The sequence below is a fragment of the Sphingobium sp. IP1 genome (assembly GCF_002708645.1).
GTDB lineage: Bacteria > Pseudomonadota > Alphaproteobacteria > Sphingomonadales > Sphingomonadaceae > Sphingobium > Sphingobium yanoikuyae.
The window spans coordinates 1-24,205 of the sequence record NZ_NOIW01000036.1 but is presented as its reverse complement, the minus strand read 5'-3'; the positions used below and the strand labels follow the sequence as shown (position 1 = coordinate 24,205).

Annotated in this window: 25 protein-coding genes and 1 pseudogene; 17 read left to right on the top strand and 9 right to left on the bottom strand. The window is 64.0% G+C overall.

From position 1 onward, the window contains the following. Positions 1 to 8: 8 nt before the first annotated feature. From CG471_RS14220 to CG471_RS14205, 4 genes and pseudogenes are all read left to right on the top strand, one after another. Positions 9 to 1,466, top strand: coding sequence for an acyl-CoA reductase (locus CG471_RS14220; protein WP_099232257.1), 1,458 nt, complete (start codon positions 9 to 11; stop codon positions 1,464 to 1,466). A gap of 15 nt (positions 1,467 to 1,481) precedes the next feature. Further along, a pseudogene (locus tag CG471_RS14215) lies at positions 1,482 to 1,859 on the top strand (amidohydrolase family protein); the annotation flags it as partial. Positions 1,860 to 1,938: 79 nt separating this feature from the next. Continuing rightward, positions 1,939 to 2,982 carry an IS110-like element ISShsp1 family transposase gene (locus CG471_RS14210; RefSeq protein ID WP_010336579.1) on the top strand — a complete coding sequence of 348 codons (1,044 nt, stop codon included), beginning with the start codon at positions 1,939 to 1,941 and terminating at the stop codon, positions 2,980 to 2,982. Between the two features lie 218 nt (positions 2,983 to 3,200). Next, a complete protein-coding gene (locus tag CG471_RS14205) occupies positions 3,201 to 4,598 on the top strand; it encodes an amidohydrolase family protein (RefSeq protein WP_257211546.1) in 1,398 nt (465 codons plus the stop codon). Here the strand turns inward: CG471_RS14205 and CG471_RS14200 are convergent, their stop codons facing one another. Genes CG471_RS14200 through CG471_RS14190 form a run of 3 tightly spaced genes read right to left on the bottom strand, consistent with a single transcriptional unit; the run spans position 4,599 to position 8,480 of the window. Beyond that, complete coding sequence (locus CG471_RS14200) at positions 4,599 to 5,666, bottom strand: aldo/keto reductase (protein WP_257211545.1); 1,068 nt, start codon at positions 5,664 to 5,666, stop codon at positions 4,599 to 4,601. An 8-nt stretch (positions 5,667 to 5,674) separates the two neighbouring features. After that, a complete protein-coding gene (locus CG471_RS14195) occupies positions 5,675 to 7,087 on the bottom strand; it encodes an acyl-CoA reductase (protein WP_099232255.1) in 1,413 nt (470 codons plus the stop codon). Between the two features lie 16 nt (positions 7,088 to 7,103). Next, positions 7,104 to 8,480, bottom strand: coding sequence for a hypothetical protein (locus CG471_RS14190; protein ID WP_099232254.1), 1,377 nt, complete (start codon positions 8,478 to 8,480; stop codon positions 7,104 to 7,106). A 217-nt stretch (positions 8,481 to 8,697) separates the two neighbouring features. Between CG471_RS14190 and CG471_RS14185 the strand changes: the two genes are divergently transcribed. Genes CG471_RS14185 through CG471_RS14165 form a run of 5 tightly spaced genes read left to right on the top strand, consistent with a single transcriptional unit; the run spans position 8,698 to position 12,497 of the window. Beyond that, complete coding sequence (locus CG471_RS14185; protein WP_257211544.1) at positions 8,698 to 9,072, top strand: limonene-1,2-epoxide hydrolase family protein; 375 nt, start codon at positions 8,698 to 8,700, stop codon at positions 9,070 to 9,072. An 11-nt stretch (positions 9,073 to 9,083) separates the two neighbouring features. Next, positions 9,084 to 10,106, top strand: a complete 1,023-nt coding sequence (locus CG471_RS14180; RefSeq protein WP_099232253.1) for an LLM class flavin-dependent oxidoreductase — start codon at positions 9,084 to 9,086, stop codon at positions 10,104 to 10,106. Further along, entirely contained in the window at positions 10,099 to 11,157 is a 1,059-nt protein-coding gene (locus tag CG471_RS14175) for a hypothetical protein (RefSeq protein WP_099232252.1), read from the top strand. The genes CG471_RS14180 and CG471_RS14175 overlap by 8 nt, the downstream gene beginning before the upstream one ends. Positions 11,158 to 11,208: 51 nt before the next feature. Then, on the top strand, positions 11,209 to 12,015 hold the full coding sequence (locus CG471_RS14170; RefSeq protein WP_099232251.1) for an SDR family NAD(P)-dependent oxidoreductase: 807 nt from the start codon (positions 11,209 to 11,211) through the stop codon (positions 12,013 to 12,015). Between the two features lie 41 nt (positions 12,016 to 12,056). Continuing rightward, positions 12,057 to 12,497, top strand: coding sequence for a nuclear transport factor 2 family protein (locus tag CG471_RS14165; RefSeq protein ID WP_099232269.1), 441 nt, complete (start codon positions 12,057 to 12,059; stop codon positions 12,495 to 12,497). A gap of 5 nt (positions 12,498 to 12,502) precedes the next feature. Here the strand turns inward: CG471_RS14165 and CG471_RS14160 are convergent, their stop codons facing one another. The 3 genes from CG471_RS14160 to CG471_RS14150 are packed head-to-tail and all read right to left on the bottom strand — an operon-like array spanning position 12,503 to position 14,055. After that, a complete protein-coding gene (locus tag CG471_RS14160) occupies positions 12,503 to 12,760 on the bottom strand; it encodes a cytochrome C oxidase subunit IV family protein (protein WP_099232250.1) in 258 nt (85 codons plus the stop codon). A gap of 12 nt (positions 12,761 to 12,772) precedes the next feature. Continuing rightward, the gene (locus CG471_RS14155; RefSeq protein WP_099232249.1) at positions 12,773 to 13,354 is read right to left on the bottom strand and encodes a cytochrome c oxidase subunit 3; all 582 of its coding nucleotides are present in this window, start codon (positions 13,352 to 13,354) and stop codon (positions 12,773 to 12,775) included. Continuing rightward, positions 13,354 to 14,055 (bottom strand): hypothetical protein, encoded by a 702-nt coding sequence (locus CG471_RS14150; RefSeq protein ID WP_099232248.1) that lies wholly within the window; start codon positions 14,053 to 14,055, stop codon positions 13,354 to 13,356. The genes CG471_RS14155 and CG471_RS14150 overlap by 1 nt, the downstream gene beginning before the upstream one ends. Positions 14,056 to 14,202: 147 nt before the next feature. Between CG471_RS14150 and CG471_RS14145 the strand changes: the two genes are divergently transcribed. The 4 genes from CG471_RS14145 (at position 14,203) to CG471_RS14130 (ending at position 17,698) form a co-directional block, all read left to right on the top strand. Then, positions 14,203 to 14,595: a nuclear transport factor 2 family protein gene (locus CG471_RS14145; RefSeq protein ID WP_099232247.1), complete on the top strand. Its 393-nt coding sequence runs from the start codon at positions 14,203 to 14,205 to the stop codon at positions 14,593 to 14,595. Further along, positions 14,592 to 15,965, top strand: a complete 1,374-nt coding sequence (locus CG471_RS14140) for a phosphotransferase (RefSeq protein ID WP_099232246.1) — start codon at positions 14,592 to 14,594, stop codon at positions 15,963 to 15,965. Before CG471_RS14145 ends, CG471_RS14140 begins: the two co-directional genes overlap by 4 nt. Before the next feature lie 74 nt (positions 15,966 to 16,039). Continuing rightward, complete coding sequence (locus CG471_RS14135) at positions 16,040 to 16,882, top strand: SDR family NAD(P)-dependent oxidoreductase (protein ID WP_099232245.1); 843 nt, start codon at positions 16,040 to 16,042, stop codon at positions 16,880 to 16,882. 33 nt (positions 16,883 to 16,915) lie between these two features. Continuing rightward, positions 16,916 to 17,698: a hypothetical protein gene (locus CG471_RS14130; RefSeq protein ID WP_099232244.1), complete on the top strand. Its 783-nt coding sequence runs from the start codon at positions 16,916 to 16,918 to the stop codon at positions 17,696 to 17,698. A gap of 4 nt (positions 17,699 to 17,702) precedes the next feature. Here CG471_RS14130 and CG471_RS14125 read toward each other — a convergent pair whose 3' ends face one another. Next, the gene (locus tag CG471_RS14125) at positions 17,703 to 18,335 is read right to left on the bottom strand and encodes a glutathione S-transferase family protein (protein WP_099232243.1); all 633 of its coding nucleotides are present in this window, start codon (positions 18,333 to 18,335) and stop codon (positions 17,703 to 17,705) included. A 159-nt stretch (positions 18,336 to 18,494) separates the two neighbouring features. Here CG471_RS14125 and CG471_RS14120 point away from each other — a divergent pair, with 159 nt between their 5' ends. From CG471_RS14120 to CG471_RS14110, 3 genes are read left to right on the top strand one after another with little or no spacing between them, the layout of a single operon-like run. After that, the gene (locus CG471_RS14120) at positions 18,495 to 19,307 is read left to right on the top strand and encodes an SDR family NAD(P)-dependent oxidoreductase (RefSeq protein WP_257211543.1); all 813 of its coding nucleotides are present in this window, start codon (positions 18,495 to 18,497) and stop codon (positions 19,305 to 19,307) included. A gap of 16 nt (positions 19,308 to 19,323) precedes the next feature. Next, positions 19,324 to 19,704 carry a VOC family protein gene (locus CG471_RS14115; RefSeq protein WP_099232241.1) on the top strand — a complete coding sequence of 127 codons (381 nt, stop codon included), beginning with the start codon at positions 19,324 to 19,326 and terminating at the stop codon, positions 19,702 to 19,704. Between the two features lie 58 nt (positions 19,705 to 19,762). After that, complete coding sequence (locus CG471_RS14110; protein ID WP_099232240.1) at positions 19,763 to 20,650, top strand: SDR family NAD(P)-dependent oxidoreductase; 888 nt, start codon at positions 19,763 to 19,765, stop codon at positions 20,648 to 20,650. Here CG471_RS14110 and CG471_RS14105 read toward each other — a convergent pair. Next, on the bottom strand, positions 20,605 to 21,336 hold the full coding sequence (locus CG471_RS14105) for a phosphotransferase (protein WP_257211542.1): 732 nt from the start codon (positions 21,334 to 21,336) through the stop codon (positions 20,605 to 20,607). The genes CG471_RS14110 and CG471_RS14105 overlap by 46 nt on opposite strands. Before the next feature lie 505 nt (positions 21,337 to 21,841). On the opposite strand from CG471_RS14105, the gene CG471_RS14100 reads away from it, so the two are divergent. Further along, positions 21,842 to 23,056 carry an aromatic ring-hydroxylating dioxygenase subunit alpha gene (locus tag CG471_RS14100; RefSeq protein WP_099232239.1) on the top strand — a complete coding sequence of 405 codons (1,215 nt, stop codon included), beginning with the start codon at positions 21,842 to 21,844 and terminating at the stop codon, positions 23,054 to 23,056. 55 nt (positions 23,057 to 23,111) lie between these two features. Here CG471_RS14100 and CG471_RS14095 read toward each other — a convergent pair. Continuing rightward, on the bottom strand, positions 23,112 to 24,205 hold a 1,094-nt coding region (locus CG471_RS14095; RefSeq protein ID WP_257211541.1), incomplete at its 5' end, for an ecdysteroid 22-kinase family protein.

The following is a 24,205-nucleotide window of genomic DNA, read 5'->3' as shown; positions in this document are numbered from 1 at the left end:
GTAGAACCATGACCGATCCATTCCGCGTGCCCCTGATCATCCGGGGCCAGATTATCGATGATGCCGAGGTCGACTATGGCGGCCGCCGGGGCGGCGTTAGTTTCTCTGCGCCCGACATTGCCAAACATGTGGCGCGCCTGCCGCTGCGCACCCCTTCGGCCATGGCCGACCTCTATGCGCTGAGCTTTGACGAGATACTCGATTTCCTCGTCGCCCTGGGTCAGCGGCTCGATTTCGGTCAGAACCGGCATTTGCAGGAAGCGTTTCGCCTGTCCTGCCAGACCTCCGGCCTGTCCGAGAGCATATTGCGCGTCCATTTCCAGCATATCGGCGCGGCCTTCGATCGCACCGAAATGCGCCGGATGATGGAACGCTCCTGCGGCGTCGATTATCTGGAAGGCTGGGTCGATCAGGGGGCCGGCAGATTTCCGGGCCTGACCGCCCGCACCCGCGCCTTCGGCGCGCGGACGGTCCATGTCATCGCCGGAAATGCGCCCATCGTGTCGATCCTGACGGTGATCCGCAATGCGCTGACCCGGTCGGACGCGATCATCAAGTTGCCGTCCAACGATCCGCTGACGGCCGCTGCGCTGGTGCGAACCATGGTCGAGATGGACCCCGACCATCCGCTGTCGAAACATGTCTCCGTCGCCTATTGGAAGGGCGGCGACGATCAGGTGGAATCGGCGATCTACGATCCGCGCGGAGTCGAAAAGATCGTCGCCTGGGGCGGGTTCGATTCGGTCAAGCATATCACCCGCTATCTGCAACCAGGGATCGACCTTATTACTCAGGATCCCAAGCTGTCGGGAACGATCATCGGTCGCGAGGCCTTCGCCGATGACGCGACGCTGGGGCAGGTGGCGCGCCGTCTGGCGCTCGACATCGGCGCGCAGAATCAGGAAGGCTGCGTGTCCGCGCGCGTCATCTATGTCGAATGCGGCACGGACGACGTCGGGCTGGAGCGGGCCAACCGATTGGGGCAGATGACCTTCGACGCGCTCCAACGCCTGCCCGATCATCTGAGCACGCCGCACAAGGCTTTCGACGGCGCGCTCAAGGCCGAGATCGACGGCATCCGTCTCAATGACGAGGATTATCGCATCTTTGGCGGCCGCGCCAACGAAGGCGCGGTCATCGTCAGCCAGGAAGAATATCCGGTCGATTTCTCCCGCACGCTCGCCTGCCGGGTGGGCAATATCGTGCCGATCGACAGCCGGGAAACGGCCGTCAGCGCGGTCAACGCCTATACCCAGACGATCGGCATCTTTCCCGAAAGCCTCAAGGACGAGCTGCGCGACCGCCTCGCCTTCCAAGGCGCGCAGCGGATCGTGTCGCTGGGCGGCGCTGCGACGATGCAGCATAATATGGAACGGCAGGACGCGATCGAACCGGTCCGCCGCATGCTGAAATGGGTGACGGAAGAACAGGCATCGGGCGAGATGCTGGCCGCGCTCGCAGGCTGAAGGGGAGCCGAGGACATGGTGGAAGCTGATCTGGTGATCCGGGGCGGAACGATCGTCGACGGATGCGGCGGCGATCCGTTCGAGGCGGATATCGCCGTCGTGGATGGCAGGATCGCGGCGATCGGTGCCGATTTCGGACGGGGCCGCGAGGAGATCGATGCCCGCGACCTGCTCGTCACGCCCGGCTTCGTCGATGTCCATACCCATTATGACGGGCAGGTCACCTGGTCTGACAGTCTGGTGCCGTCCGCCGACCACGGCGTCACCACCGTCGTCATCGGCAATTGCGGGGTCGGCTTCGCCCCGTGCCGGCCGGAGGACCGCGAGGCGCTGGTCAATGTCATGGAGGGGGTGGAGGACATTCCCGAAGCGGTGATGGCCAAGGGGCTGCCCTGTTGGGGTGGACGGCTCCCAACGGCATCGCAATGTGCCAGAGTGAGTGCGTTGCAAGACTCAATCAAGGGAGCCGCCCGTGGAGCAAATTACCCGCATAGGCATGGATACGTCAAAGAACGTTTTTCAACTGCATGGCGTCGATGCAGCGGAGAAGGCAGTGCTGCGCAAGAAGTTGACGCGCCGGGAAATGGTTCGGTTTTTCGAAAAGCTGCCACCCACCGTCGTCGCTATCGAGGCATGCGGCAGTTCACATCATTGGGCTCGTCTTCTCGGATCGCTCGGGCATGACGTAAGGTTGATCGCGCCGCAATTAGCGAAGCCCTACGTCAAGCGCGGCAAGAACGACGCGGCGGATGCCGAAGCTCTCTGCGAAGCGGTGAGCCGCCCAACAATGCGCTTCGTTCCAGTAAAGACTGCAGAACAACAGGCGGCGCTCATGTTGGTCGGGGTGCGCGAAAGGCTCATCCAGAAGCGCACCCAGCTCGTCAACGCTATACGAGGTTATGGCGCGGAGTTCGGCATCACTGCGGCGACGGGTGCATGTCGCGTCGTACCGCTTCTCGAGCGCATCGCGGCAGATGAAACGATACCCGAATTAGCGCGCGAACTTTTTGCCCTGCAGGGAAAGGAATATGCGCAGCTCCAGTGCGAGATCGAACGGATCGACGCGAAGCTGATGGAATGGCATCGCAACGACGAATGTAGTCAGCGACTGGCCAAAATTCCCGGCGTTGGGCCTATCGGCGCGACCTTGCTCATGATGAAAACGCCCGATCCGCATCTATTCAAATCCGGTCGGGATTTTGCGGCATGGATGGGCCTGACCCCTAAAGATCACTCGACCGCCGGCAAGACAAGACACGGCGTTATCACTCGCGCTGGTGATGAGCTTCTCAGAAGCACGCTCGTGGTCGGAGCTACCGCAGTCGTTCAGCACGCCCGCAATGGGCGAGGTAGGAATCTCACACCATGGCTTATCGGCTTGATTGGACGAAAATCACCTAAGCTCGTTGCGGTTGCCGTTGCTAACAAAGCCGCACGTGTCGCGTGGAAACTCATGGTGAGCGGCGAGCGATACCAATGCGTCGCGCCGCCCGCCCTTACTGCGGTAGCAGCATAAGAATTAGCCAGGAGCGATGAGCAGAATATCAATGCTATCGTACTGAGCTGATCCGTGATCTTGCATGAAGAGAGCAGATGGTGCGATCGATCGATCCGAGGCGTGTGACACTCCGTCAGTTCCAGTGGCCATCACAGGCCGCTGCCGTGTTGGGAACACACACCGCGGAAACCATCTTGGCCAGCGGTCACGTGCGACCGCACCGAAAGGCCGGACATATGGAAGCAAGCGATCCGATCAAATTTTCCGTTCAGCCCTTGCAAGAGGGAGCCGTCCACATATGGAACTGGGAGAGCTTCCCCGACTATCTGAAATCCCTGGAGGCGCGCGCCTGGGACGCCGATGTCGGCGCCTATATTCCCCATTCGCCCCTGCGCGTCTATGCGATGGGCCAGCGCGGGCTGGACCGTGAGCCGGCCACCGCGGCCGATGTCGCGCGGATGGCGCAACTGGTAGCGGAGGGGATGGCGGCCGGCGCGCTCGGTTTCGCGACGTCGCGATCGCTGGTGCACCGGCGCGGTGACGGCGCGTTCATCCCTTCCTTCCAGGCAGATAGCGACGAACTGGTGGCGATCGCCCGATCGGTCGGGGATGCGGGGCGCGGCGTGCTGCAGATGATCCCCAATCTCGATACCGCCGACTGGGCCAGCGATCTTGACCTGATGAAGCGCATGACCAGCGCCTCGGGGCGTCCGCTGACCTATTCGCTGGCCCAATGGTCGACCGATCCGCAGGGCTGGCGACGGACCATGGATGCGCTGGCCGAGCATAATCGCAGCGGTGCGGGGCCGGTGCTGGCGCAGGTGTTCCCCCGGCCGATGGGCGCGATGTGCGGCCTGTCTACATCGGCCAACGCGTTCAGCCATTGTGCGAGTTATCGCGCGATCGCCGACAGGCCGTTGGCGGAAAAGGTCGCCATCATGCGCGATCCCGCTTTCCGCGCGCGACTGATCGCGGAGGAGCCGGACGAGACGCCGACGCCGCTGCATCGCTTGCTGCGCGCCTGGGACAATATCTATCCACTCGGCACCGAGCCGGACTATGAACCGTCACCAGACCAGAGCATCGCCGCGCTGGCCGCGCAGCGGGGCGTCAGTCCGGTCGAGCTGGTCTATGACCTGATGCTGGAGCAGGACGGACATGCGCTGATCCTGATGCCCTTTTCCAACTATGCGGAAAAGTCGCTCGATCCTGCCCTGGCCATGATGCGCGATCCCTACAGCATCGTGGGACTGGGTGACGGGGGCGCGCATTATGGCATCATCTGCGATGCCAGCTATCCGACGACGATGCTGGCCTACTGGACCCGCGATCGCGTCGGCGAGCAGTTGACGATCCCGGCGGCGGTCAAGGCGCTGAGCGCCGACAATGCCGACTTCCTGGGACTGCGCGACCGTGGGCGGCTGAAACCGGGGCTGAAGGCCGACATCAACCTGATCGATCATGGCGCGCTGCGCCTGCATGCCCCCTATGTCGTGCACGACCTGCCGGGCGGCGGGCGTCGCCTGGCGCAGCCCGCCGCCGGCTATCGCGCCACGATGGTCAGCGGGATCATCACCCGGCGGGACGGCGCCGACACCGGCGCGCGTCCCGGAAGGCTGGTCCGCGCCGCCTGATCAGGCGCGCGGCCGGATGTTCATGCCGCCCGTCAATCCATGGCGGATGAAGGGCGAGGCAAGGAAATCATGTGGGAAGCCGAGCGGGGTCCGGCTCACCGCATCCAGCTGTTCCAGCTGTGCGGGCTCCAGCGTGACGCCGAGTGCCGCGACATTGTCCGTATATTGCCGCATTGTCCGCGCGCCTACCAGCGGCGATATGACCGCCGGATTGGCCAAGGTCCAGGCGATCGCTACTTGCGCCGAGGTGACGCCCATCTCGTCGGCGACGGCCTTCACCGCATCCGCGATGGTCACAACGCGCGCATCGACGCGGCCCCCCGCTTCGAGCAGGAAGCCGCGACCACCCGTTTCGCCCGCATGCGCGCTGCCGCCCGTCGCATATTTGCCCGACAACATGCCGCTCGCCAGCGGCGACCAGGGCATGACGCCGATACCCAGCGCCTTGGCGGCGGGGATAAGGTCACGCTCGGCCGTGCGCTCCACCAGATTATATTCGGATTGCAAAGCCACCAACTGGCTCCAGCCACGCAATTCCGCCATGGTCTGCAACCGGGCCATCTGCCAGGCGGGGGTGTCCGACAGGCCCAAGTAAAGGATTTTGCCCTGCGTCACGAGGTCGTCGAACGCGCGCAATATCTCGTCTGCGGGCGTGGTGTCGTCCCAGACATGGAGGAAGAACAGGTCGATCCGGTCCGTCTTCAGCCGCTTGAGGCTCGTTTCCACCGTCTGCATCATGGCGCGGCGGCTGTTGCCGGCGGCATTGGGATCGCCGACCGAATGGGTCAGCGAATATTTGGTGGAAAGGACCAGCCGTTCGCGCTTCGCCTCTGCAAACTTGCCCGTCAATATCTCCGACGCGCCGTCGGCATAATAGCCCGCCGTGTCGATGAAGTTGCCGCCCTGGTCGATATAGCTGTCGAAAATCCGGCGGGATTCCTCTTCGCCCGCGCCCCATTCCTCGCCAAAGGTCATGGTGCCCAGCGCCAGCGGCGAAACACGCAGGCCCGAGCGGCCGAGCAGGCGATAGCTGTCGAGCGACAGCGGCTGAGTGGTCGTCTGTATCATGATCTGATTCAATCTTTCGCTGCTTCCGTGACGACCCAGTGCATCATCTTGTGCACTGGCCATCCCCCATCGTGCGGCAGGCCGCCGAATTTTCCGGTATTGATGTTGCCGAGACCGACGATGCGCTGGGCGCCCGCCGAGGACAGCCCGTCGCGCACTTCGGCAATGCGGAAGGGGGGATAGACGCCGACCGACTGGGTCGCGACGGTAACATGCTGGATCGCATCGGACAGCCGGTCCACTGCGACGACGTTGACGAGTTTGCCGCCCGGATTGAACGACACCGGTTCGCTGGAGCGGATGACCATGCCCCGGCCATCGGGATGTCCGAACAGGCGGTAGATGGGCTCCAGATTGCCCAGCATGTCCAGTTCGTCGATCAGCATGGCGGGCGGCAGCGGGCCGTCGGGGCCGGCGCCATAGCGGATGTCCTGGCCCATCGCCTCCACCAGCGCTTCGCAATAGCGGTCGACCTCTTCGTCCGATCCCTCGATGAACTGGAAGCGGGCGCAACTGCACGCATCCTGGTTGAAGGCGATGATATCGGCCGCGCTCCTCTCGGCGATGGTCGCGAGGGGCACGCCGTCGAACGCTTCGCGACCGATCAGCGAGATGGACACCTTGGGATCGAAGGACATGATCTCGAAGCCCGGCGCAGCATATTGCATGGCGTGGCGCACCGCCGCCTCGCCGCCCCAGACGGCGAGCTTGTCGAAATATTGCGAGCGCAGGATGTGATTTTCGATGCTGACATCGCCGCCGCGCCAGTAGGCGGCGGAGAAGGAGCGCGTCACAGGATGGTTGGGACCGACATCCGCCATCGTCCGCAGCAGGGCGGTAGCGGTGAACATGTCGTTGGACGGCATTTTCAGCAGATGGACGCCCTTGCTGATCGCCCCTCGAACGATTGTGACCGGGGGCACGATCGGGGCGTTGCCCGCCAGAACATGCACCATGCGCGGCGGGAAGGCGCGGATGTCGAAGGCCGTGCCCTGAATGTCGCGCCGCGCCCAGCCATCCAGGAAGTCGAGCGATCCCAGCGACTGTTCGGCTTCCGCCTCGACCGCGTCGCGGGTGAAGAACCAGGCGATGTCGCGATAGCAATTCTCCAGGATGCGCGCGCCCAGGCTGTTGCAGCGCAGATTATAGGCCGCTGCTTCCTGGAGATAGATGTTCCGGTCGAAATCGAGCGCCTTGCCGACTTCGACGAGAAAATCCACGATCTCCGCAAGCGGCGTGTCGAAGGCGGGACCAGGCTGGCTTCGCGGCCAGATCAACGAGTCCAGATCGATCGACGGGTTCATGACCGTCGAGCCGCTGGCCCGCGAACGATGCTCGACGGCGCCGTCGAGCTGGACCACGCCCTTGATCACATGGGGAACGAGCAGCCGGTCATTATCGGCGATGATTTCATGCAGCATGTCTGCCTCCTGTCGTTCAGGCCGCGACCGGCTGAGGTGCGGTGATCGATCCGCGCACATAGGAATCGATCGATCCGGCGCAGCTCAGCTTGTCCTCGCCCTCCTCCAGATCGGCGTAACGGGCGATCGCATGGACGATCGGCGTCTTCACGCCTTCCAGGCCGGAGCCGAACTCCACCTGTACCTTGTCGCCGGAGATGATGCCGCCCCAGCGGCCGTCGGCCAATATGTCGAAAAATGCCATCCGGCCTTCGACCCGGCCGATATCCCTGGTCGTGCCCAGCAGCTTTTCGCCCGGCTTGTCGAGGATGAGGGGAATGATCCATGGCGGCACCGCATAGGATTCGGTCGGCTGGATCTTGGCGCAGAAGCCGCTCATTTCGACCATGGCATAGGAACTGGTGATGCGGTCCGGCGTGATGCCGAAAAAGCCCATAATCTGTTCCCTATAGTCGGCAGGGACAGCCGCCCCCTTGGTGCCGCCGCCAAAGCTCATCAGCGTTTCGGGATGGAAATCGCCGTCCTTGATCCCGCGCGCGCGCAGCGCCTGCACGATCTGCCAGGCGACGCCATACATGACGCCGATATAGAGCGGGCGATCCCGGCGGCTGACGAGCAGGTCCATCCAGGCGTCGAACTCGCCGACCCGCGTTTGCTGGCGCGCCTCGACCTCCGCCTCATAGGCGGCGATCTCGCCGGGACCGACCTTGCCGGCCGCCAGCAGGCGGCGCAACTGGGCGGGGCGCATGGCGTCGAAGGCGCGCATCGGATAGTCGCTCAGGCGATGAAATTCGCCCGGCGCAGCCCAGCGCGGGAAATGGACGTTGCAGAAGTCGATCATCTTGTGGGTGCCGCGCGGCGGCATCATGGTGAAAACCGAACGGCCATGATCGGGCACATAGGCCGGCGTCGACAGGTCGGCGGCCGCCAGACAGGCGGCCACCGACAGGTCGCGGTCCTGCGTCGACTGGTTGAGGAAGGAGGATTTGCCCGACGTCCCGCTCGACGCGAATACATGGTGGCCCGCCGCCCTGGCGCGATCCAGCCATTCGTCGATGTCGCGCACCTCCGCAACGTCGATATTGTCGGTCGGATGGCTGCTCAGCGTGCCGAGCCACATGTTCATATGCTTCCACTGGCCGTTGTCGACGAACGCCTCGGGATAGCTCTTATAATTGGTGTGAGCGAACAGGAGCGGGACGAGGTCGGCCAGGCTGTCGATGTTGTCGATACCGGCTTCTTTCGCCCGCTTGTCGAGAACCCTGATCTGCTGGCGGCGCTCCGAGAAGCGCTCGCGCGCCGCTTCCAGTTGCAATTCGGCCAGATTGTCCGGGGCGTTCCGGAAAGGATCGGGCGATCTGGCAAGGGCGATCAATTCGTCGACGGCGCTCATCAATGAAAACTCCTCTCAGCTTTGCCGGTGAGTATAGGCAACGCCCGATATTTGGCCGCTCGATTCACTGTTATGGGGAGGACATACTATTCTCAGCATGACCTTTCAGACCGATGGCGTGACGATCCCTGCCAAAATCAGTCTGCTATCTTTCGGCAGGGCAGAAGGCCGATTGCCCGCGCCATGATGTTCGCACAACTCAGGAGCAGGGGATGACATGCCCGGTCCACTGGACGAAGCATTGGCGTTTTTTCAGGAAAGCAGCGGGTCGCGCGAAGACATGCTGTCCGCCATGGAGCGCCGGTTTACGGCGGAGACGCACTGGGAAAATGTCGGCGTAGCGACGACCGTCGGGATCGATCAGGCAAGGGCGTTCGTCGAGGCGTTTCTGGGCCGGATTAACTTCGAACGCTGCGCAGTCGTGATCCATCATGCGGCGGCTGCGGGCAATGTCGTGCTGACCGAGCGCAGCGATATTTTCTACGGGTCGGACGGGCAGGAAATGCTGTCGCTGCGGCTGATGGGCGCGCTGGAAATGGACGGGCCCCATATCGTCGCCTGGCGCGACTATTTCGACACAAGCGGCTTTTGAAGGGGGACATCATGACCGATCGCAAGGCCGTCTGGGCGCAGATCGTTCCGATGCCGGGCGCCGATCTGTCTGCGCTGGCGCAGGGCTATGAGGCGGCCGGCGTCGAAGGGGTGTGGGCGCCGCAGATGTTCGGCGCGCCCTTCACGACGCTGGCCGCCGTCGCGACCGCCACGCAGCGCCTCAAGCTGGGGACCGGCATCGCGCTGGCGTTCGTGCGCAGCCCGCTGGAAACCGCGTGCAGCGCCATCGACCTCGACCTCATCAGCAGCGGCCGGGTGGTGCTGGGGCTGGGATCGAGCGCGCAGAGCCAGATCGAGGGATCGTTCGGCAGCGCCTATGGCAAGCCGCTCGCCCATATGCGCGAGATCGTGGGCATGATCCGCGCGATCGTCGCGCGCGGGCACACGGGCGAGTTGACCGAACTGGCGGGCGACTATCACCGGCTCGACCTGTCGCACTTCCGCCTGCTGCACAAGCCGGTGCGCGGCGACATTCCCATCGTCTTGCCGGCGGTGTTCCAGAAGGCCTGCGCGCAGGCGGCGGAAATCGCCGACGGCCTGCTCGGGCACCCGCTGTGGAACGATGCCTGGATCGAGCGTGAAGTGGCTGCCCATGTGAAGGCAGGGCTGGATCGTGCCGGCCGGGCCCGCAAGGATTTCTCGCTCAACATTTCGATCTTCACGGCGATCTCCGACGACAGGCATGAAGCGATCGAGGATTGTCGGGGGACCGTCGCCTACTACAGCCAGTCGCCCCAATATCTGCGCTATTTCGAGGAAATCGGTTTCGGGCGCGAGGCCTCGGCGATCCAGGCCGCCTTCGCGCAGGGCGACATGGCCGGCATGGCGGCGGCCTGCACCGACGAGATGGTGGAGAGCATCGCCGTGGTGGGTACGGCAGACCAGGTGCGCAGCCGGGTCGCACGGCGCGCCGCCCTAGCCGACGCGATCACACCTGTGATCCCACATTATGGCCTGTCGCCCGAAAAGAGCGCGATCTACACGCAGCGCATCGCGGAGACGTTCTATGGCTGATCCCACTGCTGTCGCGGCCATGGCGGGGGACGGGCTCTACAACCGGCATTCGGGCCTGCAACAGGCCAATCTGCAATCCGCGCTTCCCCTGCTGGAGGCGGCGGCGCGGGCCATTGGCGATGCCTCTGCCGGTCCTGTCACCATCGTCGACTATGGCGCGTCGCAGGGGCGCAATTCGATGGCGCCCATGGCGACGGCCATCGATCTGGTGCGCGCGGATGACGCCCAGCTGCCGGTGCAGGTCGTGCATACAGACCTGCCCTCCAACGACTTCACCTCGCTGTTCGGCCTGCTGGACCAGGATCCGGTCAGCTATCTGAACGGCCGGCAGAATGTTTTTCCATCCGCTATCGGTCGATCCTATTTCGATGCGATCCTGCCGCCTGGCAGCGTCGATCTGGGCTGGTCGTCCAACGCGCTGCACTGGATGAGCCGCAATCCGATCGACGTCGCGGATCATGGCTGGGGGATCTTCAGCCGCTCGGCGCAGGCACGGGCCGCCGTCGAGACGGTGCTGGCGGAGGACTGGCTGGCCTTCCTGAAGGCGCGCGCCGTCGAATTGCGGCCGGGCGGGCGCCTGATCTGCCAGTTCATGGGTCGGGGCCCCGACAGCCACGGGTTCGAATGGATGGCCGGAAATTTCTGGCAATCGATCGTCGACATGGAAAAGAAAGGACTGCTCAGCGCTAACGAGACGCTCAGGATGACGGCGCCCTCGGCGGGGCGTTCGACCGATCAGATACGCGCGCCTTTCGATGCCGAGTTGGTGCCCGAACTGGAACTGGAGCATCTCGCCGCGATCCCGTCCCCCGATCCCTATTGGGACGCCTATCAGCGGAGCGGCGATGCGGCCGAACTGGGCCGACAATGGGCGACAATGATGGGCGCGGCCAACGGCCCCAACTTCCTGGCACGGGTCGATGCGTCCCGGGACCGGGACGCCTTGCTGGCCAGTCTGGTGCAGCGGGTGGCGAACCGGGTCGAGGCCGATCCGCAGCGCAGCCATGCCTTCATCCTGATCCTGTCGATCCGGAAATGTGATCTGCGCTGATCCCAGCGCACGGCAGCAGCCGGTCATGCGCAAAATGCGAAAGGAAACAATATGACCCGCCTGGCCGACAAGATCTGCATCATCACCGGCAGCGGGAGCGGCATCGGACGCGCCAGCGCGCTGATGTTTGCGCGGGAAGGGGCGACGGTAATCGTCGCGGACATCCGCGCCGAAGCCTCCGAGGCGACCGCGCAGGCCATTGTCGACGCCGGCGGATCGGCGCGTGCGATGACCGTCGATGTCGGCGAACAGGCCGATCTGGAGAAGATGGTCAGCCAGACGTTCGCCGACTTCGGTCGCATCGACGTGCTGTTCAACAATGCCCTGTACGTCAATCAGGAGCATGCCCTGCGCGACATGGATTTCCTGGCCTTCGACCCGGACATCTTCCTCGCCAATCTGAGGGTGAATGTGCTGGGCGCGGTCCTGGCGAGCAAGCTTGCCATTCCGCATATGCTGGAGCGTGGCGCGGGGTCGATCATCTCCACCTCGTCCGGCAGCTCCATGGGCGGGGATATCACCGCCTACAGCTATGGATCGTCCAAGGCCGCGCTCAACTGGTTCGTACAGGCGATCGCCGCCACCTATGGCAAACGAGGCATCCGCAGCAATGCGATCCTGCCCGGCCCCACGCAGACGCCCGCCAAACTGCAATGGTCGACGCCCGAAATGGACCGGCTGTTCCTGGAGGTGCTCAACACCCCCTTCATCGGCGAGCCGGAAGACATTGCCGCCATGGCGCTGTTTCTCGCGTCCGACGAGTCCCGCTACGTCAACGGCATGCTCTATCCGGTCGATGGCGGGCAGAGCTGCACCGTGCCGTTCATCAGCGTCACGCGGGCCCTGTCCCCCGGATGAATGGCAAAATCAGGCAGGACGAAAAACAGGAAGAGGAGAGGATGATGGGCATCGAACTGGAACGGAAGGTGCGGGAATTTTGCGATGCCTGGGGCGACGGCAGCGATGCCAGCAGGCCCGATGTCGAAAAGATCCTGTCGATGATGGCGGAGGATGCCGAATGGCAGCTCTGGGTTCCCGGCGGTCCCGTCGTGAAGGGCAAGACGGCATTGCGCGAAGAAATTCAGCGGCAGATGGCCTTCGCCACCAACAACAAGTGCAACGAGGTGAATATCCTCTCCAACGACCGGATGGTGATGCAGGAACGGTCCGACACCGCCATCATCATGGGACGGCCCTGTCCGCACCAGATGGTCGCCATCTACGAGTTCGACGAAGACGGGCTGATTGCGCGTTGGCGCGAATATCTCGATATGGCCGACCTCACGGGCAAGATGGGCATAGACGAGGCCGCAGCCGGCGGGACGCAAGTGCCGGCCTGATCGCCTCAGGTGCGGAACAGGGCGATCAGGATCAGGCAGGTCAGGATCGCCCAGCCCTGGAATCCCCAGAGCAGCCAGCGCGGCGCGTGCCGCAACTCCATGAACTCGCGCCCGACGAGCAGAACCTTCGTGAAGGCGATGACGAGGATGACTGAGCGCAGCAGAAAGGCATTGCCCAACGCCATCGTCTCGAACGACAGGAAGGTCGCGGCGATCAGCATCGCCCAGACCCATGTGATGCGGCTACGCCAGATCATGGCCATGAAACAGCTTTCCTAAAGCAGGTAGAGGAGGGCGAAGAGGATGATCCAGAGCAGGTCCACCAGATGCCAGAAGGCGCCGCTGCCCTCGATCAGGGCGACGCCGCCCTGCATCCGGCCGGTCCCGTCGAAGCGCGACAGGGTGAAGCACAGCACGCCCAGCCCGATCAGCACATGCACCAGATGGATGCCGGTAAACATATAATAATAGATCGAAAAACTGTTGCTGTTGAGCGTGAAGCCCTGGGCGATCTTGGCCGAATATTCGAACGCCTTGACGACCACGAAGCCGCTGCCGAGCAGGATCGCCCCCAGCAGCAGCCGGCGCGCCCTGGCGTCGCCCCGGCGAACCGCCGCAACGGCCTGCGCGACGAACAGACTGCTGGTCAGCAGCAGCAGCGTGTTGAGGAGGCCAAGGCGCCGGTCGAGCAGCGCCTGCGCACTTTCGAACAGCGCCAGTTCCTGCTGCCGGGCGAGCGCATAGGTGACGAAGAAGACGGCAAAGACGATGAGATCGCCGCCGATGAACACCCATACGCCTTCCTCGCCCGGCACATGGCCGCGCGGAGGCGACGCGGCGGCTTGCGAGGCCGCCATTATTCGCCGCCCAGCGCGTCGCGCTTGATCGCGCCCAGCATGGCGAAGATCATCAGGTTGAACCAGATGCCGAACACGACGGCGGGCATCCAGAAAGCCAGCGCGCCGTTCCAGGCGAAGGGGCCGGTCTTGAACAGGCCGATCGCGAATCCGGGCAGCAGCAGCACGCCGGTCCACAGGTTCATATAGCCCAGCCAGCGCGGCAGGATGGGTTGCGGGCGGCGGTCGCCCAGGATGACGAAGCCGGTCAGCAAATTCTGCACGAAGGCAGGCACGGCCGGCATGACGAACAGCAGAAAGGCGATATCGCTCAGCGTGCCGATCACGGCGTCCGGTCGATCAAGCCGATAGGCGGCGGCGGTGAATATCAACCCGGCGAAGAACAGGGTGACGAAGCCGAAGGCCACGACCATCACGAAGGCCCAGGTCAAAGGCGAAACCGGCCCTTCGATCTTCTTCATGAACGTCGCGACCGCGGCGAGGAAGGGGAAGAACAGCACCGAGGAAGAGGCAATCAGGATGGCGCCTGCCAATATGCCGATCTGATGGCTGCGATAATAGGCAGCGACCTCCGTGACGGGCATGGATGGGTCCAACGGTGGAAACATGTGCGCGACCGGCCATATGCCGACGAACATCATCGTCCCGGCTATCGCGCCCATATAGGTGCATAGCTTCATCGTCATGCTCTTGGTCGTCATGCGCTCTCCCCCTCCGCTTTCTTGTACGAGCGGAGATTGTGGAGCGATCGCGCCGAGGCCACCCGCCCATGGATAGGGTTCCTGACGGCGATCTCGCCTGCACAAGGGCAATCCAAGGCCATGGGCCTTGGAGCATCGGAGAGGGTGATGAGCGATATCGAGGCGAACAAGGCGGTGGCCCGCCGCTATATGCGGGCCGTGGAAGAAGGCGATGTCGACACGATCGAGGCGCTTCAGCATCCCGACTGCCAGTGGTGGATATTGGGCCATGGCGACATGAGCCGGGCCGACTTCATCGCCAGCGTGAAGGGCGGACTGCTGAGTGCGCGCAAGCGCACGGCCGAAGTGATCGCGATCACCGCCGAAGGGGATCGGGTGGCGGTGGAAGTCCGGGGTGAAATGGTGTTTCCGGACCGGGTCTATCGCAACGAATATCATAATCTGTTGATCATCCGGGACGGGCAGATCGTTTCCGGCAAGGAATATATGGACACGCGCGCCGTGGCCGAGGCCTTTTCGGCGGCGGAGGGCGGCCAGTGACGAATGCCGCGCCGCTCAACAATTATGACGACGAGGCGGTCGGCCGGATCACCGCCTTTGTCGAACAGTTGACCGGCGGTAAGGTCGTCGCGCTGGAGCGCCTGGTCCGCTGGCGCCCCTCCTGGTTCGTCGACGTCGAAAGCGAGGGGACGGTCCGCCGCTTGCACCTGCGCGGCGACCGGGGCGGCGACGTGTCGATCTTCCCCGACCTCAAGCGCGAGGCGGACGTCATCGCCCTGTTGCATAGCCAAGGGCTGCCCGTGCCGGAGATTTACGGCTATCTCGCCGATCCGCCCTGTATCGTGATGGAGGCGATCGAGGGGACGCGCGATTTCTCGGCGCTTGATGCCGCGACGAAAAGCGCCATCGGCCGCGTATACATGCAGGCGGTCGCCGCGATGCACCGGTTGCCGGTCGAACCTTTCGCGGTCGCCGGCGTGCACCGGCCCGAGGGCGCCGAGGCGATCGCGCTGGTCGGCCTCGACGCCTATATGCCGCATTATCGGCGGACGAAGAGCCGGCCCGAGCCGTTGCTGGAATTCGTCATCGGCTGGCTGCGCCGCAACGTGCCCCGACACCGCGACCGCGCCAGCTTCATCCAGTTCGATTCCGGCCAATATCTGGTCGATCAGGGCGCGATGACCAAGCTCTATGATTTCGAATTCTCCATGATCGGCGATCCGCTGGTCGACATCGCCACCATGGGGATGCGCAACAGCTATGAGCCGCTGGGCGCCCCGCTGCCGGACCTGGTGCGCTATTATGAGGAGGCGACGGGCGAGCCGGTCGATCATGACGCGGTGGTTTTCCACGTCCTGCAATTCTCCCTGCTCGGCACGATGCAGTTCACCGGCACGGTCGGCAGGCCATGCCCCGGCGATCCGCATTCGGTCTATCTCATGTTCGATCTTGCGCTGCGCCGCTCCATCCTGCTGGCGCTGTCGCACCTGACCGGCGATCCGCTGCCCGAACTGCCGCCGCTGGAGCAGCGTACCGGCGACAATGCGCCCCTGCTGGCCAAGCTGGTCGATACGCTCGGGTCGCTGCCGGTGACGGGGGAGGCGGCGGAAGCGCACAAGGCGCAGGTCGCCGAACTGATCGAATGGGTGCAGAGGGCCGACGATCATGGGGCGGAGATGATCGCGCGCAACATCGCGGACGTGTCCGCGCTGCTCGGCCGCCGCTTCGATCGCTGGGCCGACGCCGCCGAGGCGCTGGAGGCGCATATCCTCAAAGCGGGGCCGGAGGAGGACGCCGTGCTCATCAATTTGCTTGCGACCATCGAGGAGCGGCGGCTGCAACTGTTCGGGCCGACGAAGCTGGGCGAGGCGGCATGCCATGTCGTCCTGCCGGCGACTCTTCCGGACTGACGGGCGCCGCGCTCTTGGTGTCGGACAGGTTACGTCCCTGTCTGTCATGCCGATAATGAGGACAGGAGAGGGATATGAGCGACAGGATAGTGCTGGTTACGGGCGCGACGCGCGGGCTGGGACGCGGCATGGCGCGGGGCCTAGCCTCGCGCGGCCATGTGGTGGCGATTACCGGCCGCGACGAGGCGCAACTCGCGGAGGTCGTGGAGGAAATCGAGCGGGCGGGCGGCAAGGGGATCGCGCTGTTGTGCGATCACCGCGATGATGATGCGGTCGAAAGGGCGTTCGCGCAGTTCGCGGAGCGGACGGACGGCAGGCTGGACCTGCTCGTCAACAATGTCGCCGCTGTCTACGGACCGGAACTGGTCGCGCCGTGCGGCTTCTGGGAAAAGCCGCTGAGGCTCGCGGACATGATCGCGGTCGGCCTGCGCTCCAGCTATGTTGCGGCCTATCATGCCGCGCCGTTGATGATCGCGGCGGGCAGGGGGTTGATCGCCAGCATTTCCTTCTATGGCGCGGTGTCCTATTTTCATGGACCGGCCTATGGCGCGGCCAAAGCGGGGACGGACAAGATGACCGCCGACATGGCCGTCGATCTCGCGCCGCACGGCGTATCCGCCATTTCCTTCTGGCCGGGCTTCATCCTGACCGATGCGGTGAAGGCCATGCCGCCCGACATGATCCCCGAAGACCTGCGCGCCGCCATGCCCCATTGGGAGACGCCGGAATTTTCCGGCCTCGTCCTCGATCGCCTCGCGCACGACCCGGAACTTGCTTCGCTGTCGGGCCAGGCGCTGATCGGCGCGGAACTGGGGGAGCGCTACGGCATCAAGGATACGGACGGAAAACAGCCTTTGTCCTATCGGGCGACGATGGGCGCGCCGACGCCTTTCATGTCGCCCGTCCGGCAAGGCTGAGAGGATCGACGTCAGGAGAGGAAGGCAAGAGCGATGATCGATGCCGTGCTGGTCGTGCTGACCAAAGCCGTTCCGGGCCGGGAGGCCGATATGGAGGATTGGTACAGTAACATCCATATTCGCGATGCGCTGCGTTTCCGGGGATCGGTCACGGCGCAGCGCTTCCGGCTCGCCGGGGCGCAGCCCTGTCCGCCCCAAGGCTTCGACTGGCAGTATCTCGCCTTCTACGACGTCTTCGATCCGTTGCGCTTCAGCCGCGAGCATCTGGACAATGCGCTGACGTCACGGATGCAGGTGTCGGACGCCATCGACGACAGCCTGCTCTATGACTTCCATTATTATCCGCTGCTGTTTCAGGACAATGATCCGGACGTCGCACATTCCAGCGGCGTCATCCTGGAGGAACTCAATCCGCCTGCGGGCAGCGACGATCATTTCAGACGGTCCTATGCGGAACGCTATTTCCGTGAGGCCGCCGCCCGACCCGGCGTCAAATCGGCCGCTTTCCTGACCTTTCGCACCTTTGGCCAGATGATCCCGATGACGCCCGACTATCGCTATGTCGCGATCTACAGGATCAACGATCCGGCGGCGGCGCATGACGCATGGAGAGGCGCCGACGCCCTGCTGGCGAACCGCGGTCTATTGCAACCGGACGGGTTGCGTATCACCCAATGGGATCGCGTGACACCGCGCCTCACCAAGGACGATGTCCAGCATCCGACCGCCGTCGGCTTGGCGGAGGAGGAGCGCGCCCGGGCCCATATGGGCGACCGCGTCCGCACCGGCGGCGCGGAAAAGCTGGCTATGACCTGATCCTTCAGGCGGTCGGAACGCGATCGACGATGGCGCGCATCCGGCGATAGGCCGGACGCGCCGCCATCCGCCCGACATAGGCGGCGATGTTTGGATGTCCCTCCACGTCGACGGACATGAACAGGCGCGTGGTGGTGAAGGGAAAGGTCATCATGATGTCGGCCGCCGTGAACCGGTCGCCCGCCATATAGGGTGCATGCGTCAGCCGATCATCGACCAGGGTCAGCAGGCGCGCCGCATGAGCCCGGCCTGCGACGCGGGAAGGGTGATCCTGCGCGATGCCGGCGCGTTCGGCCATGATCTCCGTCACCAGCGCCGGCATCAACGAGGATTCGGCGAAATGGAACCAGAAAAGATAGTCCGCATAGTCCGCGTCGCCGGCATCGGCGCGGAGCGCGCCGTTTCCCTGCGTCGTGGCGAGATAGTCCATGACCGCCCCGCTTTCGGCGATGCGGTGGCCATCGGCCTCGATCACGGGCGAAGAGCCCAGCGGATGCAAGGCCTTGTAGGCCGGTTCGGCAGAGAGTGTTTCCAGACGCGCATAGAAGCGGATGTCATAGGGGCACTCCAGCTCCTCCATCAGCCAGACCGCGCGCTCGGAGCGGGACCGGTCAAGTTGAAAGATGGTGACGCTCATGAAGGGCTCTCCGCTTGAGGAGCGCCATGGATGCGCCACTAATCTATGCAGCCAAACCTATCTTTATCTAGGTATCGCCGACCGTCTGTCGTGGCAGCGTTGCGCCGTGGTGGAAGCCTGGCGGCCCCGCATTCATGAGAGACAGGAGAGAAGATGCCCATGACGGACCTATCGGGACGCGTCGCTATCGTCACCGGATCGGGCGCCAATATCGGGGAAGCTTGCGCGCGCGCCCTGGCAAAGGCGGGCGCGACAGTGATCCTGGCGGATATCGCGGCTGAACGGGCAGAAGCCGTCGCCCGGTCTATCCAGGCGTCGGGCGGGCAGGCACAGGGGATGGCCCTCGATCTTGCGCAGGAGGACAGCATCACGGCGCTGGTCGCAAAGGTGATGCGGCAGCATCATCGCATCGACATCCTCCACAACAATGCCGCCGACACGCGACTGGAGCAGATGGCGGCCGATGGGTCGCTTCTCGATCTCGACGCCGCGACCTGGGATCGCGCCTTCCATGTCAATGCACGGGGCACGATGCTGATGATCAAGGCGGTCGCGCCGCACATGATTGCGGGCGGTGGCGGCTCCATCATCAATACCTCGACCGGCGTGGCGTTGACCGGCGACATCAACAATCCGTCCTATTCCGCATCCAAGGCGGCGGTGAACGCGCTGACCCGCAATGCAGCGGTGCAGTTCGGCCGGTTCAACATCCGGGTCAATGCGGTGGCGCCGGGCCTCGTGCTCTCTCCGCTGGCCCGGGAGATGATGACCCCCGACCAGATCGCCATGATCCAGCGGCATGTCCTGCTGCCGCGCGAGAGCGTGCCGGAGGATATTGCCGGTGCGGTGCTGTTCCTGGCGTCGGATGGCGCGGCCTTCATCACCGGGCAGGTGATCGGCGTGGATGGCGGGATCGTTCACCACACGCCCTATGTCGCCGATATGCTGGAAGGCATGAGCCGGGCGCACTGACCGGACAGAGGGCGCTATGGGCATCTTCACGCATGTCTGCCTTGGCAGCAACGATCTGGAACGGTCCGCCCGTTTCTACGATGCGGTGCTTGCGCCGCTGGGGATCGTCAACCTCGGCCCATTTCTGGATCAGGGCATCGGCTATGGGCGACGGGCTCCCGAATTGCTGATCCTTCGCCCGCTCCAGGGCCCGACAGCATGCGGCAATGGTGCGACATTGGGCTTGAAGGCGCCGGATCGCCGTGCGGTCGATGATTTTCATCGCGCGGGTTTGGCGGCGGGCGGGGAAGATGCCGGGCCGCCGGGCCCCCGTGGAGCGGTGCCCCATGCCTATGGCGCCTATCTGCTGGACCCCGACGGTAACAAGATCTGCGCCTATTGTTTCGATCCGCCCTAGGCGGCTAGGTATCGCTGGTCGGCGCCCAGCGTTTATCAGGTGGATAGAAGGAAGCGAAATGGTGGGATCTTTGGACGGTCGCGTGGCGATCGTGACGGGCGCGGCGCAGGGCATAGGGCTGGAGGTCGCGACCGTGCTGGCCGAGAGGGGCGCGACCGTGATCCTCGCCGACATATTGGCGGATCGGGTGGAGACGGCGGCGGCCTCGCTGCGCGGCAAAGGGCTCAAAGGCGAAGCTGAGGCGTTCAACCTGACCGACGAGGACAGCGTTTCTGCCGCTGTCGCGCGGATCGCAAGCAGGCATGGCCGGATCGACATCGTCCACAATAATGCCGCCTATCAGACGGTCGAGCAGCGCGGGCTCGATCGCGATGTCATCCATCTCGACACCGGCGCCTGGGACAAGGCCTTCGCCGTCAATGCGCGGGGGCCGATGCTGCTGTGCAAACATGCGCTGCCGGTGATGATCGCGGGCGGCGGCGGATCGCTCATCCATTCCGCGTCCGGTTTCGGCCTGCTGGGGGAAATGACGCTGACGGCCTATGGCGCCTCCAAGGCGGCGCTTATCAACCTCAGTCGCTTCCTCGCGACCCAATATGGCAAGCAGGGCATCCGGTCCAATGTCATCGCGATCGGCTTCGTCCTCAGCGACACGGCCGTCGAAACGACGCCGCAGGTGGTCAAGGACGTGCTGCTCGACCATCATCTCAACCCGGAGCTGGGCAGCCCGCGCGACATCGCCCATGTCGTCGCCTTCCTGGCGTCGAACGAGTCCCGTTTCATCAACGGCGCGATGATCCCGGTGGACGGCGGCTTTACCGCGCACCAGCCCACGATGGTGATTTCCAGCGGCTGTTTGCGGCATCGGGGAGCAATCAGCTATAGCCGGTCGGCGCGCCGTCAAAAGAACGCGTCGACAAGCTTCGCGGTTTCGAGATCCTCATAGGCGGTGGTCAGCCGCAGATGGTTCATGACGTTGATCTCCCAGCCATAGTTGACGACCGGGGTGGTCAGCCAGCCGATATAGACGCCCCATATCAGGGTCCGCCGATATTCGACCCAGGCGCTGTCGAAGGCGGGCGGACGCGCGACGCCTTCCTGCCCCAGGCGGTCCAGATAATAGCCCAGCAGATCGCGCTCATGCGCCCGCCGGTCGGCGATGGAAAGGCCGGTGGTCACGATATAGTTGACGTCGTGCATCGCATAGCCGCGCACCATCAGCTGCCAATCGAGCAGGCCGGCCGTGCCGTCGGGCAGGCGGTAGCTGTTGCCAAGATGCGTGTCGCCATGGAGCAGTGTCTGGGGCAGGGTAGATTGATGGCGCTGCACCGCCTGCACGCCCGCCAGCAGCCTGTCCGGCGTGGTGCGCAGCCGCTGCACCATTTCCCGCTTGAAATTCTCGGCCTCGACCTCATGCGCGATATAGGCGGGCGCCAGTTCGTTCATCATCGTCGCGACCGCGCCTTCGACATGGGTTTCGACCCAAGCCAGATCCGCGCCGAACCGGGGCGACTGCCAGAAGCGGGCGTGCAGCCGGGCCAGTTGATCCAGCAAGGCCCGCACATCGTCCGGCCCGGTCCGCACGGTCGTATTGGGGAAGGTCGCCCCCCGCACGCCCAGATCTTCGAGCAACAGGCCGAAATGCGTGGTGGCGGCATCAAAGTCGCCGCCGTAACAGCGCGGCGCCTCGATCGTGAGTCCGGCCGGATGCCCCGGTAGAAGGCTACTTCATTGGCGTAGAAGGGGGCCATGATCTCATCGACAGCCCGGGTGAGCTTGAGCACCAGCCGATTGGGCAGGTCAGGGTGCGTGGCGCCTCCATAGTCGACCTCGATCGCCACGCGTCCGGCGGTCGATACCATCTGCTCGCCATAGGTCTTCGCGTCGATGATGCGCAAGTCGGTGACGGTCGCGCCGGTGCTCGCCGTGGCCAGCAGCTGGTTGATATAATCGACCGTGATGCCGTCCGTGGATGTGGGATGTGTCAGGGCCATGGGCATACTCGTCGGGACTGGGGGCGGTCAGCTTGGCGGTAGCCGGGCGGCAGAGACCCTATCCAATTGCAGGTTCCTTGATCCGGAACCTTGCCAGTCTGGCCGAAAGAAGAGCCATGGGCTTTGGTGCAGGAGAGACGAGGATGCGTGAAGCTGCGTTGGAATTGCTCAACCGGACGATGGACGAGCAGTTGAAGCGATCCGAACATCCCAGCGATTTCCCCGCGCTCCCTCCGATCCCCGCCGGTCGCTATACCGATCCGCGTTTCGAGGCGCTGGAAAAGGACGGGCTGTGGAACCGCACCTGGCTGCTGGCCGGCATTGCATCGGACCTGCCCACGCCGGGTTCATACCGGCTGTTTCAGCATCTGGACCGCTCGGTCATTCTCTCCCACGGCAAGGATGGCCGCATCCGGGCCTTTCACAATGCCTGCCGGCACCGGGGATCGCCGCTTCTGCTGGAGCCGCAGGGGCGCGCCATGCGCTTCATCTGCCCCTATCATGCCTGGGGTTACGACCTGGAGGGCGCGCTCAAATCGGTTCCCAGCCAGCATGATTTTGCTTGCCTCGACAAGGCGGAAAACGGCCTGATTGAAGTGAAATGCGAGACCTATCGCGGTTTCATCTTCGTCAATTTCGACGATGACGCAGAACCGTTGCAGGATTTCCTGGGAGAGTTCGTAGCGCTGACGGAAGGCTATCCGTTGGAACGCATGGTCGTGAAGGATCATTTCTTCGTCGAAATGGCGTGCAACTGGAAAATCGCATACCATAATTTCCTTGAGATCTACCATGTCAACACGGTCCACCCCAAGACATTGGCGCCGCATCTCGATTCACGCAGTTTCGTTATCGCGCTTTACGAGGGCGGCCACATGCGGTTCGGGACGCGGAAGAAAGGCGGGGAGTCGCTGTTCAAGACGCCGCCGGTCAAGCCTGATGACATCGCGCCGGTCTTCCTGGAAAATACGGTCGCGCTGCCGACCTTCCCCAACAGCTTCTTCTCGCTCGATCCGGTGGGATTCAACCTGCAATGTTTCTGGCCGATGGGGTCCGACCGGTCTGTGATGGAAGTGCGTCAGATGGGATGGGCGACCGACAGCGAGGAGGACAAGCTCTACTGGCAGGGGATGCGCACGGCGACCGAGCATATCCTGTCGGAAGATCTGTGCCTGTTCGAAAATATCCAGCAGTCGCTGCGCAACGGGACGATCCCGTCGATCTGGGCGGGCTATCAGGAGCGCGCGCTGTACTGGTTCGAGGAAGAAATCGATCGGCGCATCGGGCCGGATCGGGTGCCGGCCGATTTGCGCGTCCAGCCGCGCATCGGGTCCTTCATGGCGCCGCGCAGCGCCTGATCGTGCCGCAACAGCCCCCTCTGCCGCGGCTGCGCGCGGCAGAGGGGGCTGGCCGTCATTCGCCCAGCAGCTTCCAACTACCCAGATCCTCGCCGGCGGCGAAGAAGCGCTCGTTCATCGGCAGGCCGTTCTGGCCCCAATAGTCCATGTTCGCCACCCAGGCCTGGATTCCGTACATCACCCAGCGCGGCACCTGTTCATTCCAGATGGTGTCGAGATCGATGACATTGGTCGCGCCTTCCCGGATCAGGCAGTCGCGATAATGGGCGATCAGGTCGCGATGATTTTGCCGGCGCTCCTCGATCGTCAGCGATCCGACCGTGAAATAGGTGAGGTCGCGCCATGGCCGGCCGCGCCGGCCCAGTTGCCAGTCCACCCACATGCGCTCGCCATTGGGCTCGATATAGGTGTTGCCCTGGTGGCAGTCGCCCAGGATGATGCAATAGGGCGCGTCGAAGGCGCGTTCGAACGTGACCAGCCGGTCATAGGCGCGCTCGACCCGGCGCGCGTCGTCCAGATAATGTCTGGGCGCGATAGCGCGGAAATTGGGGTCTTTCAGATTTTCCTCGATCCAGTGCCACATGATGCGGACCTGGTCATAGTCGACCGGCACCGCCATGGATGTCGGTAGCCAGGGCGCGGCTTCGGGCGTGATCAACGGGCTTTCCCACAGGCCCGCATGCAGCTTTGCCAGGTCCGCCAGCGCGTTCGCGACTCCGTCGACACCGGCATGCTGGGTCGAATGGCCGAATTTCCCGCCACGATCGATGAGGTCTTCCAGCACGATGACGCCGTGCGCCGATCCGTCATCATCCCAGTCGGCATAATAGCAGGTGGCCGTGTTGGCGGTGAGCTTGTTCGTCAGGAAATGATAGAAGCGCGCTTCGAGCGCATGGATATCGACGTCGTCGAACATGCCCGACCAGTTCGACTTGATGCACAGGTTGCGCGGCAAACCGGCGGCCCGTCCGGCCGCGTTCCAGTCCACCGCGACGCGCAATTTCGTGGTGTGGCTGTCGAACAGCTGCACGACCTCCAGCGATTGCGCGACGACGCCAGGATATTTGTTGGCCAGCAGCGATCCCAGCCATGCGGCGTCGGGCGTGAATCGGCCATGGGGCAGGGGCGCGGTGCGGGCGGGATAGGGGC

Bases quoted from the DNA above. Each gene is read 5' to 3' on its own strand.
- CG471_RS14220 (WP_099232257.1), top strand. From the start codon at position 9: ATGACCGATCCATTCCGCGTGCCCCTGATCATCCGGGGCCAGATTATC.
- CG471_RS14205 (WP_257211546.1), top strand. From the start codon at position 3,201: ATGGAAGCAAGCGATCCGATCAAATTTTCCGTTCAGCCCTTGCAAGAG.
- CG471_RS14200 (WP_257211545.1), bottom strand. From the start codon at position 5,666: ATGATACAGACGACCACTCAGCCGCTGTCGCTCGACAGCTATCGCCTG.
- CG471_RS14195 (WP_099232255.1), bottom strand. From the start codon at position 7,087: ATGCTGCATGAAATCATCGCCGATAATGACCGGCTGCTCGTTCCCCAT.
- CG471_RS14190 (WP_099232254.1), bottom strand. From the start codon at position 8,480: ATGAGCGCCGTCGACGAATTGATCGCCCTTGCCAGATCGCCCGATCCT.
- CG471_RS14185 (WP_257211544.1), top strand. From the start codon at position 8,698: ATGCCCGGTCCACTGGACGAAGCATTGGCGTTTTTTCAGGAAAGCAGC.
- CG471_RS14180 (WP_099232253.1), top strand. From the start codon at position 9,084: ATGACCGATCGCAAGGCCGTCTGGGCGCAGATCGTTCCGATGCCGGGC.
- CG471_RS14175 (WP_099232252.1), top strand. From the start codon at position 10,099: ATGGCTGATCCCACTGCTGTCGCGGCCATGGCGGGGGACGGGCTCTAC.
- CG471_RS14170 (WP_099232251.1), top strand. From the start codon at position 11,209: ATGACCCGCCTGGCCGACAAGATCTGCATCATCACCGGCAGCGGGAGC.
- CG471_RS14165 (WP_099232269.1), top strand. From the start codon at position 12,057: ATGATGGGCATCGAACTGGAACGGAAGGTGCGGGAATTTTGCGATGCC.
- CG471_RS14160 (WP_099232250.1), bottom strand. From the start codon at position 12,760: ATGGCCATGATCTGGCGTAGCCGCATCACATGGGTCTGGGCGATGCTG.
- CG471_RS14155 (WP_099232249.1), bottom strand. From the start codon at position 13,354: ATGGCGGCCTCGCAAGCCGCCGCGTCGCCTCCGCGCGGCCATGTGCCG.
- CG471_RS14150 (WP_099232248.1), bottom strand. From the start codon at position 14,055: ATGACGACCAAGAGCATGACGATGAAGCTATGCACCTATATGGGCGCG.
- CG471_RS14145 (WP_099232247.1), top strand. From the start codon at position 14,203: ATGAGCGATATCGAGGCGAACAAGGCGGTGGCCCGCCGCTATATGCGG.
- CG471_RS14135 (WP_099232245.1), top strand. From the start codon at position 16,040: ATGAGCGACAGGATAGTGCTGGTTACGGGCGCGACGCGCGGGCTGGGA.
- CG471_RS14130 (WP_099232244.1), top strand. From the start codon at position 16,916: ATGATCGATGCCGTGCTGGTCGTGCTGACCAAAGCCGTTCCGGGCCGG.
- CG471_RS14125 (WP_099232243.1), bottom strand. From the start codon at position 18,335: ATGAGCGTCACCATCTTTCAACTTGACCGGTCCCGCTCCGAGCGCGCG.
- CG471_RS14120 (WP_257211543.1), top strand. From the start codon at position 18,495: ATGACGGACCTATCGGGACGCGTCGCTATCGTCACCGGATCGGGCGCC.
- CG471_RS14115 (WP_099232241.1), top strand. From the start codon at position 19,324: ATGGGCATCTTCACGCATGTCTGCCTTGGCAGCAACGATCTGGAACGG.
- CG471_RS14110 (WP_099232240.1), top strand. From the start codon at position 19,763: ATGGTGGGATCTTTGGACGGTCGCGTGGCGATCGTGACGGGCGCGGCG.
- CG471_RS14100 (WP_099232239.1), top strand. From the start codon at position 21,842: ATGCGTGAAGCTGCGTTGGAATTGCTCAACCGGACGATGGACGAGCAG.